Here is a 17,111-nt window from a genome sequence, read left to right on the forward strand (position 1 = left end):
GACCAATTACATTTCCATAAGCACCGCTCAGCTCTCGCTGTGCTGCATCTGATCAACCAGCCTGTCAAATTTCTTCTTAAACAGGGATAATATAAGATCCCGATCCTCTTCTGAAAGCTTCACTATTCCCCGGGTATTCTGCTCGGCCTGCCGAGGCGTTTTGATTCCGGGAATGACCGTAGAAACACCATCAAAACTTAATATAAAACTTAAGCTGAGTTCAGTTTTAGTGATGTTGTATTTTTTCGTCAGAGGCCATACCTCCTCAAGTGCATCCAGCGAAGATTCGAGGATAGCAGGTTTAAGCCTGAAGTGCCGGTGGTCATTCTCGTCAAACCGGGTATTTTTATCAAACTTTCCGGTCAGCAGCCCGAACTGCAGGGGCATTCGTGCTATTATGCCCATTCCTTTTGCAGCGGCCTGCTCGATGATTTTCAGGCTTCGTTGATTCAAAATATTTAGAACAACTTGCAACCCATTTCCAATATCATTCGTGAGCAGATATTCGGCTTCCGGACCGGGGTTGTAGGTATTCAAAGAAACACCCCAATAACGAATTTTACCCTGCTCCTTCAGCATCTCCATCGCTTCTATGCACTCCCCCTTTTCCAGGTCATCTCGTTTAGCGGTGTGCAACTGGTAAAAGTCTATGGTCTCCCGGTTCAGTCGCTTCAGGCTTTTCTCGCAAGATCTAAGTATGTATTCTTTAGAATAATCCACATATATCGCATCATTTTCATCCAATCTGTGTCCAACTTTACTTGCAATAATTACATCCTTTTTATTGCCAAAAACCTTCCCGAGCAATTCCTCAGAATGCCCAAGACCGTAGAAGTCTGCAGTGTCATAGAAATTAACCCCGCATTCATAGGCTTTTCTAAGCGCTTTTATCGAGGTGTCATCGTCCACCTCTCCCCACCCTATTGGCACATCCTGTGCCATGGCCGGACCTCCGATTCCCCACGTTCCAAATCCAACTTCACTTACTTCCAGGTCGGTATCACCAAATTTTCTGTAATTCATCCCAATTTTTTAGAGTTAAATCCATAACACGCAACCAATAAAATAACAGATGATAAGTTCTTAAAAAACGATCTTTTATCCTCCCTAACAAACGGCGGATAAACATACGGCCACGGCAGACTTGACTGACCATGCAGAATAGACCTGCTATTAATCAGCTACCCCTATACCCTCCCACCGCAAAAATACTGTTAAAGAATATCCGGGGCTCCTCACGCAGTACCGTAATCCTGACTGGTTCAACAGTCGCCGTGAGACTGCAGCGTCTAAACGAGGCCTGCTCAGCAGTTAATATGATAGGTCGGCGTTCGACCGGCCGTGACAGGCACCTCCCAAGCCTTCTTCTCAGAGCCCTTGACCTTGGGCCAACCATCCTCGACCCCATTCTTCTCAGTTCTTGCCTAAGTGATTATAGATCACTATGCTTCGTTGCATTGCCAAGGCTGCTACTGGTTTAACGAAAAATATGCCCTGGCCCGCAACTGCTGTTAATTGATTTTCAGGATGAATTTCCAACTCTTTAATTCGATCAAAACTTATTAATTTGATTCAAGAATATACCTCATCTACTGCTGAGCAAGAAGAAAAGCTCCCGAGAAAACTGGGACTTTGGGGAATCTGGCTGTTGGTCATCAATGGGTTCATCGGCGCCGGCATTTTCGGGCTGCCCAGCGGAGCGGCCCGGCTGGCCGGCGAATACAGCGTCTGGATCTACCTGATCTGTGCTGTGCTCATGCTGCCTGTCATTCTTTGCTTTGCAGAGCTGGGAAGCTATTTCAGGGGCACAGGCGGGCCCGTCCGATACGGAACGGAAGCCTTTGGCTCTTTTATCGGTTTTCAGGGCGGATGGCTCTATTATGTTGCCCGAATGATCTCTTTTTCAGCGAATTCCGTCCTGCTGGTCGACAGCATCGGCTACTTCTACGCCCCCGCCGGGGAGGGAATCGGCCGACTTGTTTCACTGGCCCTGATCTGTGGTGGGCTCACCCTCGTGAATATAATCGGCTCGGTAGAGTCCATACGGTCGCTGGCGGTATTTACGGTATTTAAATTCTCGGTATTGATTTTCCTGGTCTTTGGGGGTTTGGCTCTGTTAGGCTCAGAAGTCTATCCGTCCTTTGCATCTCCCGTCCCGCCCATAGACGATCTTGGTGAGGCGGCCTTGCTTTTAATTTACGCTTTTGTCGGTTTTGAGGGGGCCGTAGTGCCCGCTGGAGAAGCCAAGCGCCCAGAGCGGGACATGCCCGCGGCCCTGCTGCTCGGTTTAGGCTCTGTGGTCGTATTGTATATGTTCATTCAGCTGGTGGCCCAGGCCGCCGTCCCTAGTCTCGGTTCCTCCTCTGCCCCACTGCTGGATGCCTCTGAAGCATTGTTTGGAAATACCGGGGCTATCATATTAATGATTGGGGTGGTGACCTCGGTAACCGGCAATTTATTCAGCACCATGTTTTCGACTCCCCGCCTCACCTATGCGCTCTCTATTCAGGGTTCCCTGCCCGCCTGGTTCGGTAATGTACATTCCCGGTTTTTAACTCCGCACAACTCAATCCTTTTTTTCGGCTTCTTTGCGTTTATCGGGGCCGCTGTGGGATCCTTCACTGCCCTGGCCGCCATGACTGTGCTGTCACGTTTGCTGCTGTTTATCATCAGCTGTGCGGCAGTGCCGGTGCTGCGTAAAAAACTTACCGTAAAGAAGAGTTTTATTTTGAAGGGAGGCTATCTGATCCCGGGATTGGGAATTCTGGCCTGTATCTGGCTCATGTTCCAGGTTACCTTTACTTCTATCTGGCTAACCACGCTTTTCATCGTTATAGGTACAGGGTTGTACCTGATGGGAAACAGGCAGGACCCCAGCAAGGAATAGCATATCTACATTCAAAAAAAACAAATGAACGGGCTAAACACCTTCAGGGCTACTTACGAAAGCCTTACCCAAAAAATTATAACAGGCTCTCCTTTTGCGTTGGGTCAAATACATTGCACCATTTCTTGCCTGCTTGTCGATTTTTAATTACTCTCCTGCTATAAATGGAAACTGACATCGCGGCCCGATGCATAACCAGGGTCCAATGCCAAACCTTCCCTCACTTCTGCTGGCAATAACCACACCCGTTACTTCTGACACCCATGATCCATATTATTTTACATTTTGCAGTACCCCCGGTTTTTGCCCTATTGTTTTACCGCAAGCGCTGGGTATATGCGTCGACCCTGATGATCGCGACCATGCTTGTGGACCTGGATCACCTGCTTGCCGACCCCATCTATGACCCCAGCCGATGTTCAATCGGCTTTCATCCCTTGCATTCCCTGCCAGCCATCCTTGCCTATGTCCTTCTGTTCGCCGTTCCAATCCCCCGGGGGCGCAAAACTGGACTTCTGGAACTCAAGCCTGCCTTACGCATCCCTCATCTGCTCGGGCTCGGTCTGCTGGTTCACATGGCCCTTGACGGGATAGACTGCCTGCTATAGCGGTTTTTTGCTGCTGAACCGACCGATTCAGAGTGTAATAACCGTTTTCCCCCGGGAATGAAGCGACTCTATCTCCTGCAGCGCCTGGCCGGCCTCTTCCAGGCTGAATGTTCGGGAAATTGGTACCTTTATTTTCCCCTCATCTGCCAGCTGCTGGATATGCTGCAACTGTACCGTATTGGGTTCAACAAAGACATACTGGAAGCTGACATCCTCTGGTGCCCCGGGCTGACGGTTGGTAATAGAAACAAGCTGTCCGCCACTTTTCAGCGTATCCATGCTCTGGGTAAGTGAATCGCCCCGCGAACAGTGAAAAATAAAATCGACGCCGGCGGGCATGACAGACCTGACCGCATCTCCTACATCACCGGCCTTGTAGTCAACAGTTATGTCCGCTCCCAGTTCCTGCATATAATTTTGATTGCGTTTGCTCGCCACACCAATGACGGTGGCACCAATCGATTTTGCCAGCTGAATGGCCATGCTCCCGACCCCGCCGGAAGCTCCAAGAACCAGCAGTACCTGCCCTTCCTGCAGATCCCCCGCTTCGAAGAGTGCCTGGTAGGCCGTGAGTGCCACGAGGGGGATACCTCCGGCCTCTTCCATGGTGACATTCTGGGGGCGGCGGGCCAGGTAGGCCTCTGGCAGGGCTATATATTCTGCAAACGTGCCATGTTGTATCGTGGGACGCCGGGCATAGGCATAGACTTCGTCCCCTTCTTCAAACCTCCGGGCCGCATGCCCTTGCTCTTCCACCACCCCGGCCACATCCCAACCAGGAATGACTGGAAACCGGGCAGGTATGGCATCCTTAAGCATTCCGCGCGCCACAGCAGCATCCACGGGATTCACCCCGGCTGCTTTCACCCGGACCAGGACTTCGCCCTCCCCGGGCTCAGGTCGTTCCAGTGTTCCGGTTTTAATCTGATCCAACTCTCCAAATTCCTCAAAATAGGCTGCACGCATTTGTGAACTCATAATAATTTGTTGTCTTGGAAGTGATACTTTAATAATTCATCACCCATAACGTCTAATGGCATGGGGACGTTTCCTTGATGTTACTGACAATGCGTCTCATCCAGAATACCGGCTGTTGGAAAAGCCCCCCGTACGATCCTTCCCGGGAAGTCGAGAATATCAATGCACCGTTCGGACTCAGAACCTTGCTTCGGCCATTCATAAATCGTAAGATACAGATGAGGTTGTGCTTGGATGACAGAATTCCCCTCTAATTACAGGGGGATGCAGAAACCTGGGGCATTTCAGGTTTTTTAGGCACAACTTAAATACAATCTCCAACAATCACTGTTATGACACATAATAAGAAGATCGTCATGACCTACATGAAAGGATTCGAAAAGAGCGACCATGAGACCATTCTCTCCTGTCTTGCCGACGATGTCACATGGTACATGCCCGGAATGTTTCACCTGTCAGGCAAGAAGGAGTTTGATAATGAAATTCAGAACGAGAATTTTGTTGGCAGTCCGGTCATCGAGATCAGCAGGCTTACCGAAGAAAACGACGTAGTCGTAGCGGAAGGCAACGTTAAAAGCCAGATGAAATCCGGTGAGTTTCTCAATGCCATGTTCTGTGATGTTTTCGAGTTTGAAAACGGCATTATAAAACAACTGACAACCTACCAGGTGGAAAAATGACCGGAGGTAAGCCGGAATGCAAAACTTCGGATTGGCATGGCCTGAGTCTGAACTGCTAAACCTTTTACAGTAATACCTATTTTCGACTTTATGCCGGAAGGATCATCATTGCCAAGACTGTGGCCCAAGATGTACCGCGAGTAGTAATTCGCTTTTCTGTCTTTTCCCTGTGGACCATTCCACTGCCTCCGGCTATGCTGTACATAATTAGGTGCTGTAAGAACTTTACTCCAACACCAAAGCAACCCGAACGAAACAATAACATTAGCCTAGCTCCATGAACGTACGATACTACGCCGCCTCGAGCCTGGATGGCTACATCGCAACCGAAGACCACGGACTGGACTGGCTGCTCCAGTTCGGGGATGTGGAGGAAACCAGCTATCCGGATTTCATTCGTGACGTGGGAGCCATCGCAATGGGATCCGCCACTTATGAATGGATTCTCCGTCACCAGGTTCATGCAGACACAGAAGAATCACAGTCCTGGCCGTACCAGCAGCCGGTCTGGGTCTTCACCTCCCGCTCCCTGCCTGCCGTGGATGGGGCAGATATTCACTTTGTCAGCGGCGATATTACCCCTGTATACCGGCAAATGGTCCGTATGGCGGGAGACAGCAACATTTGGATTGCGGGGGGTGGGGAGCTGGCCGGACAGTTTTTTGACCAGCAACTGCTCGACGAACTGATTATCCAGGTAACCTCAGTGACCCTCGGCGGAGGCATACCGCTGCTTCCGCGTACCATAACAGCCCCTTCTCTTAAACTGATTTCAGCAACAACCTTTGGCCAAAATTTTGTGGAGCTGCACTATGAAGTGCAGTATCCGGACAATGTGGCGTAAACAATTTTATCAAATATATGAAGACAACAGACGTACTTATCATCGGTGCGGGTTTAAGTGGACTGGCAACAGCCTACTACCTTCAGAAAGAAGGATTGGACACAACTATCATTGAAGCACGGAATCGGCTGGGCGGCCGTATTCACACCCTGCGCAATGAGGGAGAGCCCCCCATCGAGATGGGTGCCACCTGGCTGGGCAGAAAACACCGCCACCTCACAGCCTTACTGAAAGAACTGGATATTGGCATCTATGAACAGTATATGGGTGACCGGGGATTCTATGAGCCCATGTCAACGTCGCCTCCGCAGCTGGTCACCCTCCCCCCCAACGAGGAACCCTCTTATCGTATTGATGGCGGCTCCGGCCGCCTTGTTCAGAGCCTGGCTGATCATCTTGCACAGGGAACCATCATCACAGGGGAAACAGTGCAGTCGATCCGGAAGGATGACAACCAACTGCTGGCAGAAACCGGCAGCAACAGCTACCGGGCTGATATCATCGTCAGCACCCTCCCGCCTAAACTCCTTTCGACCCTCAAATTTACACCCTCCCTGCCGGACCCGCTCCGTAATACCGCAAGCCGTACTCACACCTGGATGGCCGAATCCATCAAGGTGGCCCTGACCTTTGATGAGCCTTTTTGGCGACAGCCCACCTCAAGCGGTACCATTTTCAGCAATGTAGGCCCCGTGGATGAGATGTACGATCATTCCAGTGACAGTCAAAACTGCTTTGCCCTCAAGGGTTTTATGGATGGGGCCTTCCACTCTGTCTCCAGGGAGGATCGGAAAAAAAGGCTGCTTGAACAGTTAAACCGGTTTTATGGGGACAAGGCTGATGATTACAACGCATACCACGAAACCGTATGGAGAGAAGAACCTCATACCTACGCAGCCTATGATGAGCCGGTCATTCCCCACCAGCTTAACGGAAGCCCGGTATTTCAGGAACCTATTTTCAACGGCCGTTTGATCCTGGCAGGTTCAGAAACGGCCACTGCATTTCCCGGGTATATGGATGGTGCAGTGGAGAGTGCCCAGACAGCCGTCGGCCGGCTCAGGCCTATGCTCCCGTAAACCAGCTTTCGTCCTCAGGCACTTTTGGTCATGATATAATAGTCGTTCTGGATATCGTGGTCCAGCCGATGAATGGAAATATCATCAAAACCCGCTTTCGTCAGCAGTTCCCGGGCTTTCTCACGTCCCCACATCGCGCCAAGACCCGCCCCGCCCTGGGCCAGTGATACCGACATGCAGTGCATGCATGATATCGTATACAGCAGCGGTCCCAGCGGGTGGTCGAGGTCTGAACTTACATGACTGGTCGAATGGATATCCTGCATCAGGTACACTGCCCCCGGTTTCAGTGTCCGCCGAATACCCTTCAGTACGGCCAGCGGGTCAGCCTGATCATGGACTGCATCGAAGGTAGTTACAAAATCATAGACCCCGGGTTCAGCTGTGCGGTCAAACAAACTGGCATCCCTGATTTCAAAGGACAGGTTGTCCAATTTTCGTTGAGCGGCCTCTTCTCGGGCCCACTGAATGGCTTTTTCTGAGATATCCATTCCATGGAAATCACTGTTGGGAAATTCCGCTGCCATCTTCATCAGGGCTTTCCCTCTTCCGCAGCCCAAATCCAGGACCCTGATACCATCGGCCAGCTTGGTGAAAATATCCGGAACCAGGGGCAATATGTGGTCCTCGAGCGCATCGACAACCGTCATGCCGCTGTCTTCGGCCATCACTTCATGAAATCGTGGATACTTCTCGTATGGAACCCCTCCCCCATTGTAGAAGCATTCCAGGATATCATCCTCCACATTTCCGAGCACAGCGATATACTGGGCAAAAGCAGCCAGGTTTTCACCACCCTCCTTGCGGGTGAGGAATTGCGCATGCTGCGGGGGAAGCCGGTATTCCCCGGTCTCATTGACTTCCGTAACACCGCCGGTGGTCATGGCCCCCAGCCATTCCCGCACGTAGCGTTCATTCAAACCCGCTTTTTCCGCCAGTACCCGGCTGTCGGTCCACTCCAGGTCAGCCAACACATCAAACAGCCCCGAACGATGACCTATTGAGATCATCAGCATAAGGGCTCCACTATTGATAGCTGTTACAAACCATTCATCAAATCCTGTTTCTTTACTTGCCGTCTGCGGCATCGTTATTGCTGTATTACACATTATTCAATCCTCCTATTTTTAAATACCAACTGGTTGGTATGTTAATAAACAATAAGCATCAAATGCAACTATTTTAGTTATTTATATTGAACTATTTAATTTTTCTTGACCTAAAGAATGGAGAACCAATGGTAAACAAACCGGGCATTCCCATTGAAACAGACCAAATAGTATGTTATACTGGCATCTATGGAAAATGATACCCAAACCAATATCATGGATGCGGCCCAGTCCCTCATCCTGGACAACGGCTTCAGCGGGACTACCGTTGATGCCATCATTAAGCGTGCAGGCGTCAGCAAGGGAGCCTTCTTTCACTATTTTTCAAGCAAAGCGGACCTGGCACATGCCCTGGTCATGCGATACGCCGAAGCCGACGCGCAACACCTGGAAAATAACATGGAGAAAGCCGAAGCACTCAGTGACGACCCACTGCAGCAGATGCTTATCTTTGTAAAGCTTTTCGAGCAGGAAATGAATGCGCTGAGCGAACCCTATCCCGGCTGCCTGTTCGCCTCCTACCTGTACCAGTCAGAGCTGTTTGATGAGCAGATCCTGGAAATCATCCACCGGTGGATGCTACGGTGGAGGGGACGCGTGAAAGACAAACTGGAGGAAGTGGCGGATACCTACCCGCCCGATCGGGAGGTCGACCTTTCCAGTCTGGCCGACATGCTGCTCGTGACCTTTGAAGGCGCTTTTGTACTCTCACAGTCGGTGGAAGAGCCGGAAACGATCGCCCGTCAGCTCTCGCACTATCACAGCTACCTGCAGCTGTTGTTCAATCCCTGATAAAAGTAACACCAATGCCTAATGAGGCAGGCGCTCACGCAGCAGTCCGTACATCCATGCACCGGCGATGGCACTCGTCAGGGGGATCGCAAATATCCAGAGGCCGGTACCCGTCAGCGTATAAAGGGGCCCCGGGCATGCTCCGGTCAAGGCCCATCCCATGCCAAAGATTATGCCTCCCAGAATATACCGATTGTACTGGCTGCTGTCTTTGGGAGCAATGGTGATCAGGTTTCCATCGATGTCGCGCATCTTCCAGCGTTTGATGAATTGGATACATACTCCTGCAACAAGAACCGCACTTCCTATAATCCCATACATATGAATATCATCAAACCGGAACATCTCTTGTATACGGAACCAGGAAATCACTTCCGATTTTACCAAGATAAAGCCAAAAAAAACACCTGTAAGTAAGTAACGCATACTAACTTTGCTGATTTAGGAACAGTTGAACTCGACTGGGATTCTGTTATAAAAGAAGCGGCAGCAGGTAATGGGTGACAAGCAGTCCGCCAATGAAAAAGCCGACAGCGGCAACAACCGAAGGTAGCTGCAGGTTTGCAATTCCGGAAATTGCATGCCCGGAGGTACACCCACCGGCATATCGGGCACCGAAACCAACCAGGAAGCCGCCCAGCACCATAAAGGTCAGCCCCTGCAGTGTCAGCAGGTTTTCCCAGTTAAAAATATCAGCAGGTACCAGCCCCTGAAAACTTGTGATACCAGCTTCACGAAGGGCCGTCACCGTTTCGCTGCTGATTTGCACCGGCTCAGGGTTTTCAAAAATATATCCCCCGAGGAAACCGCCCAGAAAGGCTCCTGCTACAAACAGGATATTCCAGGTGCCTGCTTTTTTCCAGTCATATTCGAAGTAGGAAATACCCGCAGGCATGCAGGCAGCACAATAATGGCGCAGAGAGGATGAAACACCAAATGTTTTATTGCCGAGAAACAGCAGCAGCGGTACCGTAAGTCCTATAAGCGGGCCTGCAACATACCAGGGCCAGGGCTGGATTAAAAAATCAACCATTGTGTTATTCACTTTTTTTATTTCTACATTGCCAACAAATATACATAACTGAGACGATTCCCAAAATTTTCCCTGTCCCGGCCATGCTATCACCGTCTTTCAGGGTGAGATCGTCTTGTTCCAGGTATGCAATTTACAATAAAAAGGTTTTACTTTTAACACCTTCCTGTTAACTTATCTAATAAAATCATCTATTTAGGGATAAGGATTTTAAAACAGTTAACACCTGGAAACTTTCTTTTTTGATAGATGAACACGCGAGGGGCTTATGCCTATTTACATGGACCGACATGTTATGCCCGGTGTGACGGCAATGGATGTGGCCGAAGGACATAAAAAGGATCTTGAAGTACAGGAGCAGTTTGACTGTAAAGCCCTCACCTACTGGTTTGATGAGGAGCGCGGGGTGGCTTTTTGCCTTATTAAGGCTCCGGATAGGCAGTCTGTGGAAGCTCTGCACAACCACTCCCATGGGATGATTCCCGTTAATATCATCGAGGTTGACAGCAGGCTTGTCGAAAGTTTCCTGGGACATATTGACGACCCGGATTCAAGTGACCTTTCCGCCGAATCCGCATCTCTTTACAGTGAACCGGCCCTGCGAACCATTATGGTTCTGGAGCTGCATGAAGCCGTCATATTGAAAACCAAGCTGGGAATCTCGGGCTGCTATGAGCTGTTCAAAAAATGCAACCGGTTTATCGACCATCTCACCCGGCAGTACCATGGCAAGCTGATCACCAGCAATAAAAATCACTGGATCACCTCCTTCTCTTCCACCTCCAGTGCGGTACAGGCAGCCCTGAAAATGAATGGGGTCACCCCCGATTTTGCATCTGATAACCCCGATATCGGTAACCTGTTCTGGGATATCGGCTTAAGCGCCGGCGACCCGGTCACCCAAAAAGATCATATCTATGAAGAAGCCATCCAGCTGGCCGAACGCCTCTGCCGTACCGCATCCAATGGAAAGATTGTCTCCTCATCCCTGGTACAGAATCTTTATGAAAGAGAGAAACTGGAAAAATTGTCCCCGGTCCACCCGGACCTAAGGACCCTTGATCCCGATGAAGAACAGTTTCTCACCACCCTGATGGATGTGATGGACAAAGTCTGGAACAAGGAAGATCTGACAAGTGCCCAACTGTCCAGAAAGCTAGGAACAAGCAAATCCCAGTTATACCGGAAAATAACTTCCCTGACCGGCAAGACCCCCACCGAATTCATAAAAGAAATCCGGTTGAAGCAGGCCGTGCACTGTATCGAAAACAAAGAGGGAAACATCGCACAGGTTGCCTTTGAGACCGGATTCAACAACCCCTCCTACTTCTCAAAATGCTTTCGCAACCGTTTCAAAGTTCTCCCCTCCACCTACCGCGATATCGTCAATTAGGTCCGCACTGAATCATTTTTTTCATCATTTGAATGAAATGTGGTAGACCAGGTCTTCCCCCGTTTGTACCATAACTATAGTAAACAATACATGCTGAATTCGTCACCGTTGCTTCGGAAAATGAGCATTGATGAGCCGCCTCCTCATTCATGGCAATTCAAGCCGTACTTACCGGGATTATGGACCATGTCAAGGTCATCTGGAGTGCTTGATAAAACCACCAGCGCTGGCTTTATCGAAAATAAGTGCAAACAGGCAGGACTCAAAAGAAGCCGGGAAAACGATCAACCACATTCTTTAAATAAAACAGCAACCCTTTAAACGTAGCATAAAATGGACTCATTACAAGCGACAACACTGGACAAGCGAGAAGTAACACTGGATCACGAAGCCCTGCAGATACTCAAGGATCAGGTGCGCGGTGATGTACTTACTCCGGGTCAGCCGGGATATGACAAGAGCCGGTCGATCTATAATGGCATGATCGACAAGAAACCTGCCCTGATCGTTCAGTGCCGGGATATTGCCGATGTAATCACCTCGGTCAATTACGGCCGAAAGCATAATCTGCTTACCGCAATACTCGGTGGAGGACATAACGGCCCGGGATTGTCACTCTGTGACAAGGGAATGGTCATTGACCTCTCCCCCATGAAAGGCATCCGTGTGGACCCCGAGAAACGGACAGTACGTGCCGAAGCGGGATGCACCTGGGGAGACGTAGACCATGCCGCCCATGCTTTCGGTCTGGCGACAGTAAGTGGTGTAATATCAACAACCGGCATTGCAGGATTAACCCTGGGCGGGGGCCATGGCTACCTGAGCCGAAAACACGGTCTCACCATTGACAACCTGCTGGAAGTTGATGTGGTACTGCCCGACGGTCGTTTCATAACGGCCAGTGATAACCAGCATGAGGACCTGTTCTGGGCTTTGCGCGGCGGGGGCGGCAACTTTGGAGTTGTGACAGCTTTTAAATACCAGCTCCATTCTGTGGATACCGTTATTGCCGGTCCCATGTTCTGGCCGGTGGAGCAAACGGAGGAAATGATGCACTGGTACCGCAAGTTCCTTCCCAATGCCCCGAATGACGTCTACGCTTTCTTTCTGACGGCCGAAGTGCCGGGTGACCCCTTTCCTCCTGAAATTCACGGGGAAAAGGTCTGTGGACTGGTCTGGTGTTCTTTGGCCCCGGAAGAAGAAACGGAAGCTTTTCTGCAGGCAGCGCGAAATGCCCGGGAGCCCCTGTTTGAGCATGTAGGTCCCATGCCCTACCCGACCCTGCAGTCGTTGTTTGACGGCCTGTATCCCAAAGGGCTCCAGTGGTACTGGAAAGGCGATTTTATCCGGGAGTTGTCGGATGAAGCCATACAAGAACACGGCAGGTTCGCAGAAGTCCCGACCTCCAAATCAACCATGCACCTGTACCCCATAGACGGAAAGGTTCATGAACCCTCGGAGGAAGACACCGCCTGGAGCTACCGCGATGTCACCTGGTCAATGGTCATTGCAGGTGTGGCGTCAGACCCCGGCGACAATGAAAAAATTACCAGCTGGGCACGGGATTACTGGTCGGCGATTCATCCCTACAGCGCTGGAGCCTCCTATATTAACTTCATGATGGAAGAAGGCGACGATCGCATCAAGGCATCTTACGGTAAGAATTACCGCCGGCTGCAGCAGGTGAAGGCCAAGTATGATCCCCATAATTTTTTCCGGGTCAACCAGAACATAACGCCCAAGCCCTGAGGCTACGGTTTCTCCCATATTGTCGGAACTCCTTCATCCGTTCCCTGTAAAGGATCGGTGGAGGGGACCGGCACCGCCGCGATATTCCGGTCGGCCTGAGGACGCTCCCCCTTTCGGCCCATCTTCAAATCGTAGCTGCTGCCATCCGGGTAAGCACCAACAACCCCGAAATCGGGACTGCTGCCCAGGTTCTTGTGTCCAACCCCGGCAGGAATAACAATCACGTCTCCTGCCACCACTTCTATCTCCCTGCCCTTTTCCCCTCCCAGCTGTAGCCTGGCACTGCCGGCATACACCCCAAGTACTTCATGCGAGGTACTGTGGTAGTGGTGGTAGTCATAGACGCCATTCCGCCAGGCATTCGTCCAGTTGTTGTCTGCAAAACGCTTTTCCAGCCACGATGCCCCATCAGCTCCTCTTGCTTCAAAAACATCCTGGTATAGCAATGCCGGCCATTTACTGTTGGGGATATCGCCGTCGTCAACGAAGAAATTTTTTTTCAGCTGCATGATCTATATGCTCAAAATGAGACAGAGATAACCGCCTGTGAATGGATAAAACGTGGCGTGTTCACGCGAAGTGTTATAGCTTAATATCCTCCTCAGCCAAGCCGGCAAGGTGCTTTCATCCAGCCCACAAGCTACGGATTATATTGCTGACCCAGCATACTTAATACTTCTTAACGCCTATGGGCATAATTTTGGGCTCGACCAGCTCTTCGTAATCCGCATAGTTCATCTTCACCAATTCTTTGTGAGTACCGGCGTTAAATGCAATCTCCTCATCCTCGGTAAGCGATTCAGCAACAAGGGTATCCATATCATAGAAATTGCCAAAAGGCGGCATTGCTCCCACCTCACAGTCCGGAAACATATCCCTGAACTCCTCTTCTGATGCCAATTCCACCTCTGTTGCGCCCACCGTATCCTTTATCAACTCAAAATCAACGTCATGGGTAGAGGGCAAAACCACCATCTTCATATCTCCATCGACCTTGACTATTACCGTTTTAACCATATCCTTCCCGGGTATGTGCGCAGAAGCAGCCACCTCCTGGGCTGTAAAGGCCGGAGAATGCTTAATAACGACGTACTTTTTGTCATATTCATTCAGAAAATTGATCAACTTAGCTAATGGCATAATAACCTCCCGATTAAATTATATGCTATATCATTAACCTAAATTAAAGCCGGACCATAATCATTCCAATCCTGCTCATTTTCATACTTATTTCGCCTATTGACTTGTGTTAGTCCACAATAAGAACCCATGGGATATCAATGCAATAATTGTTATGTTCCCCGATATCCTATTCATATTGTTTCCAATGTGCATAGTTATCATCTTTTAACAGTGCGATGCCGTTAAAGGATGAGTATTTTAGAAAAAGAACCAAATGACAAACGTCGTGAAAAAAATCGGGATTCTCATACTAATTGCAGCAGCCAGTACAACCCTTCTTCATGCCCAGGACACGGGTAAAGAGCTTTACAAGACCTACTGTGCAGGATGCCACGGAGCCCAGCTGGAGGGCAACTCCGCAGCTGCTCTTATCAAGTCGGAATGGAAATACGGGCGAAGCCGCGGGGCCATGATACAAAATGTCACCTATGGCATCCCGGACACCGAAATGAGTGCTTTTGGCAATGTCCTTGAAGAGAAGGACGTTGAGGCGGTCGTGGATTATATCATCAGCGTGCAGGATACGCCTCCCTCGGAAGATCGTCCGATTCCCTCCCAGGTGGAGACCGACCTGTATACGCTTCAGATAGAAAAGATGGCTGAAGGTGAAATAGAAACCCCTTGGGGCATCACCTTCATTGATGAGCACCATGCCCTGTTCACCGAGCGAAAAGGGACAATTCGACAGCTGGTGAACGGGAAACTCGACCCGCAGCCGATCAAGGGAGTGCCCCCTACGCAGGAACTCAGAACGGGCGGCTATATGGATATCGCCGTGGATCCCCACTATGAGGATAACGGCTGGGTTTACCTTGCCTTCAGTTATACTCCATACGATATGGAAGATGACAATGCCCGGGCGATGACCAAAATTGTTCGCGGCCGGATCCAGGAACACCAGTGGACAGACGAGCAGACGCTTTTTGAGGTCCCCGACTCGCTGCTGGTGCGGCGGGGCAACCGGTGGGGATCCCGATTCCTCTTTGACGACAAGGGGTATCTTTATTTTTCTATCGGGGACATGGCACGCGGTGAGGCATCCCAGGACATAGGTCAGGCCCCCGGCAAGGTCTACCGCATCCACCGGGACGGCACTGTTCCACCGGACAATCCCTATGCCCGTCAGCCGGGAGCGCTGGGAGCAATCTTCTCCATTGGCAACCGGAATGTGCAGGGCATTGACCAACATCCGGAGACCGGTGATATCTGGGCGACCGAGCATGGCCCGATGGGGGGAGATGAACTCAATATCCTGAAAAAGGGAGCCAATTACGGATGGCCGACGATCACCTATGGTGTTGATTACGATGGGACCGTGGTCTCCGATAAAACTCACCAGCCAGGTATGGAACAGCCTGTCGTGCAATGGACCCCTTCCATCGCCGTATGCCCCGCCAAGTTCAGCGACAGCCCCCTCTTCCCCGAATGGGAACACAACCTGCTGGTAGGCGCCCTGAAATTTGAAGAACTCCGGCGGCTGGTCATCCAGAATAATGACGTGGTTGATCAGGAAATCATCCTTAAAGACTACGGCCGCGTCCGCGACATAGAACACAGCCCGAACGGGGTACTGTACGTTCTCTTAAACAACCCGGACATGATATTGCGCATCACGCCAAAGTAATTAATTCCCTGAGTAGATTACATACAGCCATTTGTTACCTGGTTTTGAAGAAGGGACACACAAAACAGGAAACCATAGCCTGACAGGAACATTCAATCTTCCCCGGCGAAACATTTTGTCTGGGAGCCGGTTATTAATGGGGTACTGGAATAGTCATTTATTCCTGCTTTTTGTTGTTTTGCCTGGCTTTTTGGCCCGCGGAACAACCATCTGCAACTGCACATGAGACCATTGCCATGAGTCACCTTCACAACATTTTTATTGTTGGAGCGGCCAAATCGGGTACCACGGCCCTGTACTATCTACTCAATCAGCACCCTGCCGTATGTACGCCTGCAGTGAAAGAGCCTAATTACTTCAGTAATATTGACAATTCCTCGGACCCGGTAAAGCCGGGCAAGGGCCCGGGTGACGACAGCACCGTCTGGACAGCATCCCTCAGGGATTACCGCCGTTTGTACCGGCCGGAAGCAACCCACACACACCAGGTTGACGCCTCTGTATCCTACTTGTACAGCTCAACAGCTGCCTCCCACATTGCCGACTACAATCCGGAAAGTCAAATTATCATCGTTCTTAGAAATCCAGTGGAGCGGGCTTTTTCACACTATAAGCACCTGCTGCGCGACGGGCGTGAACGGGCATCCTTTGCAGAGGCCATCAAGCGAGAGCAGAGCCGGATCCAGAAGGGCTGGGAGTTTTCCTGGCATCTGCAGCATATGGGCTACTACAGTCAACAGCTTCAGCGCTATTTCAACCATTTCCGCCGTGACCAGATTCACATATACCTGTTTGAGGATATCAAGGAGAATATCGAATCCGTTGTTAACGAACTCACCGCCCGGCTGGGCCTGGAGGCTTTCAATTACGATTTTACCCAACAGGAACGCAATGCTTCCGGGCTGGCCCGCAGCTGGTTGCTCTCCCGCTTTGTGAACTGGATACTGGGATACAAGGCCACCATCAATAAAATCATCCCCCCGATGGTGAGCCACCGTGCACTGCAATGGTTCCGGGCCGTCAATGTGCGCAAAAGTGATCTCACCATCCCCGATAAGCTCAGGCGGGAGCTTATCGAGCAGTTTGCTGATGACACTGAGCAGACAGCACAGCTTATCGGCCGCAACCTGGACACCTGGCGGAGAGCCTGAGG

The 17,111-nt window shown here is 50.5% G+C and carries 17 protein-coding genes; 10 read left to right on the forward strand and 7 right to left on the reverse strand.

Translation table 11 applies throughout. From position 1 onward, the window contains the following. Nucleotides 1–27: 27 nt before the first annotated feature. The gene (locus FN808_RS15930; RefSeq protein WP_142715613.1) at nt 28–1,023 is read right to left on the reverse strand and encodes an aldo/keto reductase; all 996 of its coding nucleotides are present in this window, start codon (nt 1,021–1,023) and stop codon (nt 28–30) included. 544 nt (nt 1,024–1,567) lie between these two features. On the opposite strand from FN808_RS15930, the gene FN808_RS15935 reads away from it, so the two are divergent. Together FN808_RS15935 and FN808_RS15940 are read left to right on the forward strand one after the other, a co-directional pair. Next, complete coding sequence (locus tag FN808_RS15935) at nt 1,568–2,887, forward strand: APC family permease (RefSeq protein WP_246068377.1); 1,320 nt, start codon at nt 1,568–1,570, stop codon at nt 2,885–2,887. 263 nt (nt 2,888–3,150) lie between these two features. Continuing rightward, nucleotides 3,151–3,495 carry a DUF6122 family protein gene (locus FN808_RS15940; protein ID WP_185958451.1) on the forward strand — a complete coding sequence of 115 codons (345 nt, stop codon included), beginning with the start codon at nt 3,151–3,153 and terminating at the stop codon, nt 3,493–3,495. 27 nt (nt 3,496–3,522) lie between these two features. On the opposite strand, the gene FN808_RS15945 is transcribed toward FN808_RS15940, so the two are convergent. Further along, on the reverse strand, nt 3,523–4,473 hold the full coding sequence (locus tag FN808_RS15945; RefSeq protein WP_142715614.1) for an NADP-dependent oxidoreductase: 951 nt from the start codon (nt 4,471–4,473) through the stop codon (nt 3,523–3,525). A gap of 332 nt (nt 4,474–4,805) precedes the next feature. On the opposite strand from FN808_RS15945, the gene FN808_RS15950 reads away from it, so the two are divergent. The 3 genes from FN808_RS15950 to FN808_RS15960 all read left to right on the forward strand — a co-directional run bounded on the left by FN808_RS15950 (nt 4,806) and on the right by FN808_RS15960 (nt 7,076). Next, entirely contained in the window at nt 4,806–5,153 is a 348-nt protein-coding gene (locus FN808_RS15950; protein WP_142715615.1) for a nuclear transport factor 2 family protein, read from the forward strand. A gap of 277 nt (nt 5,154–5,430) precedes the next feature. Next, nucleotides 5,431–5,997 carry a dihydrofolate reductase family protein gene (locus tag FN808_RS15955; RefSeq protein ID WP_142715616.1) on the forward strand — a complete coding sequence of 189 codons (567 nt, stop codon included), beginning with the start codon at nt 5,431–5,433 and terminating at the stop codon, nt 5,995–5,997. Between the two features lie 8 nt (nt 5,998–6,005). Then, entirely contained in the window at nt 6,006–7,076 is a 1,071-nt protein-coding gene (locus FN808_RS15960; protein WP_281280785.1) for a flavin monoamine oxidase family protein, read from the forward strand. 14 nt (nt 7,077–7,090) lie between these two features. On the opposite strand, the gene FN808_RS15965 is transcribed toward FN808_RS15960, so the two are convergent. Then, nucleotides 7,091–8,185, reverse strand: coding sequence for a class I SAM-dependent methyltransferase (locus FN808_RS15965; protein ID WP_221930082.1), 1,095 nt, complete (start codon nt 8,183–8,185; stop codon nt 7,091–7,093). A 189-nt stretch (nt 8,186–8,374) separates the two neighbouring features. Between FN808_RS15965 and FN808_RS15970 the strand changes: the two genes are divergently transcribed. After that, nucleotides 8,375–8,977, forward strand: coding sequence for a TetR/AcrR family transcriptional regulator (locus tag FN808_RS15970; protein ID WP_142715618.1), 603 nt, complete (start codon nt 8,375–8,377; stop codon nt 8,975–8,977). An 18-nt stretch (nt 8,978–8,995) separates the two neighbouring features. Here FN808_RS15970 and FN808_RS15975 read toward each other — a convergent pair whose 3' ends face one another. Beyond that, nucleotides 8,996–9,403 (reverse strand): DUF6691 family protein, encoded by a 408-nt coding sequence (locus tag FN808_RS15975; protein WP_142715619.1) that lies wholly within the window; start codon nt 9,401–9,403, stop codon nt 8,996–8,998. Nucleotides 9,404–9,449: 46 nt separating this feature from the next. Continuing rightward, nucleotides 9,450–10,010, reverse strand: a complete 561-nt coding sequence (locus tag FN808_RS15980) for a YeeE/YedE family protein (RefSeq protein ID WP_142715620.1) — start codon at nt 10,008–10,010, stop codon at nt 9,450–9,452. A gap of 268 nt (nt 10,011–10,278) precedes the next feature. On the opposite strand from FN808_RS15980, the gene FN808_RS15985 reads away from it, so the two are divergent. Further along, nucleotides 10,279–11,403, forward strand: coding sequence for a nickel-binding protein (locus FN808_RS15985; RefSeq protein ID WP_142715621.1), 1,125 nt, complete (start codon nt 10,279–10,281; stop codon nt 11,401–11,403). A gap of 333 nt (nt 11,404–11,736) precedes the next feature. Next, complete coding sequence (locus FN808_RS15990) at nt 11,737–13,152, forward strand: FAD-binding oxidoreductase (RefSeq protein WP_185958452.1); 1,416 nt, start codon at nt 11,737–11,739, stop codon at nt 13,150–13,152. Between the two features lie 2 nt (nt 13,153–13,154). Here FN808_RS15990 and FN808_RS15995 read toward each other — a convergent pair whose 3' ends face one another. Beyond that, nucleotides 13,155–13,661: a cupin domain-containing protein gene (locus FN808_RS15995; protein ID WP_142715622.1), complete on the reverse strand. Its 507-nt coding sequence runs from the start codon at nt 13,659–13,661 to the stop codon at nt 13,155–13,157. Between the two features lie 160 nt (nt 13,662–13,821). After that, the gene (locus FN808_RS16000; protein WP_142715623.1) at nt 13,822–14,292 is read right to left on the reverse strand and encodes an aminoacyl-tRNA deacylase; all 471 of its coding nucleotides are present in this window, start codon (nt 14,290–14,292) and stop codon (nt 13,822–13,824) included. A gap of 268 nt (nt 14,293–14,560) precedes the next feature. On the opposite strand from FN808_RS16000, the gene FN808_RS16005 reads away from it, so the two are divergent. Further along, the gene (locus FN808_RS16005) at nt 14,561–15,958 is read left to right on the forward strand and encodes a PQQ-dependent sugar dehydrogenase (RefSeq protein ID WP_142715624.1); all 1,398 of its coding nucleotides are present in this window, start codon (nt 14,561–14,563) and stop codon (nt 15,956–15,958) included. Nucleotides 15,959–16,194: 236 nt separating this feature from the next. Beyond that, the gene (locus FN808_RS16010) at nt 16,195–17,109 is read left to right on the forward strand and encodes a sulfotransferase family protein (protein ID WP_142715625.1); all 915 of its coding nucleotides are present in this window, start codon (nt 16,195–16,197) and stop codon (nt 17,107–17,109) included. The last annotated feature ends 2 nt before the right edge of the window (nt 17,110–17,111 follow it).

It is taken from the genome of Fodinibius sediminis, from assembly GCF_900182555.1.
Classification (GTDB): Bacteria; Bacteroidota; Rhodothermia; order Balneolales; family Balneolaceae; genus Fodinibius; species Fodinibius sediminis.

Coding starts and splice junctions, on each gene's coding strand:
- FN808_RS16010 (WP_142715625.1), top strand. CDS start 16,195: ATGAGTCACCTTCACAACATTTTTATTGTTGGAGCGGCCAAATCGGGT.
- FN808_RS15970 (WP_142715618.1), top strand. CDS start 8,375: ATGGAAAATGATACCCAAACCAATATCATGGATGCGGCCCAGTCCCTC.
- FN808_RS16000 (WP_142715623.1), bottom strand. CDS start 14,292: ATGCCATTAGCTAAGTTGATCAATTTTCTGAATGAATATGACAAAAAG.
- FN808_RS15950 (WP_142715615.1), top strand. CDS start 4,806: ATGACACATAATAAGAAGATCGTCATGACCTACATGAAAGGATTCGAA.
- FN808_RS15940 (WP_185958451.1), top strand. CDS start 3,151: ATGATCCATATTATTTTACATTTTGCAGTACCCCCGGTTTTTGCCCTA.
- FN808_RS15975 (WP_142715619.1), bottom strand. CDS start 9,403: ATGCGTTACTTACTTACAGGTGTTTTTTTTGGCTTTATCTTGGTAAAA.
- FN808_RS15985 (WP_142715621.1), top strand. CDS start 10,279: ATGCCTATTTACATGGACCGACATGTTATGCCCGGTGTGACGGCAATG.
- FN808_RS15945 (WP_142715614.1), bottom strand. CDS start 4,473: ATGAGTTCACAAATGCGTGCAGCCTATTTTGAGGAATTTGGAGAGTTG.
- FN808_RS15965 (WP_221930082.1), bottom strand. CDS start 8,185: ATGTGTAATACAGCAATAACGATGCCGCAGACGGCAAGTAAAGAAACA.
- FN808_RS15955 (WP_142715616.1), top strand. CDS start 5,431: ATGAACGTACGATACTACGCCGCCTCGAGCCTGGATGGCTACATCGCA.
- FN808_RS15995 (WP_142715622.1), bottom strand. CDS start 13,661: ATGCAGCTGAAAAAAAATTTCTTCGTTGACGACGGCGATATCCCCAAC.
- FN808_RS15980 (WP_142715620.1), bottom strand. CDS start 10,010: ATGGTTGATTTTTTAATCCAGCCCTGGCCCTGGTATGTTGCAGGCCCG.
- FN808_RS15990 (WP_185958452.1), top strand. CDS start 11,737: ATGGACTCATTACAAGCGACAACACTGGACAAGCGAGAAGTAACACTG.
- FN808_RS15930 (WP_142715613.1), bottom strand. CDS start 1,023: ATGAATTACAGAAAATTTGGTGATACCGACCTGGAAGTAAGTGAAGTT.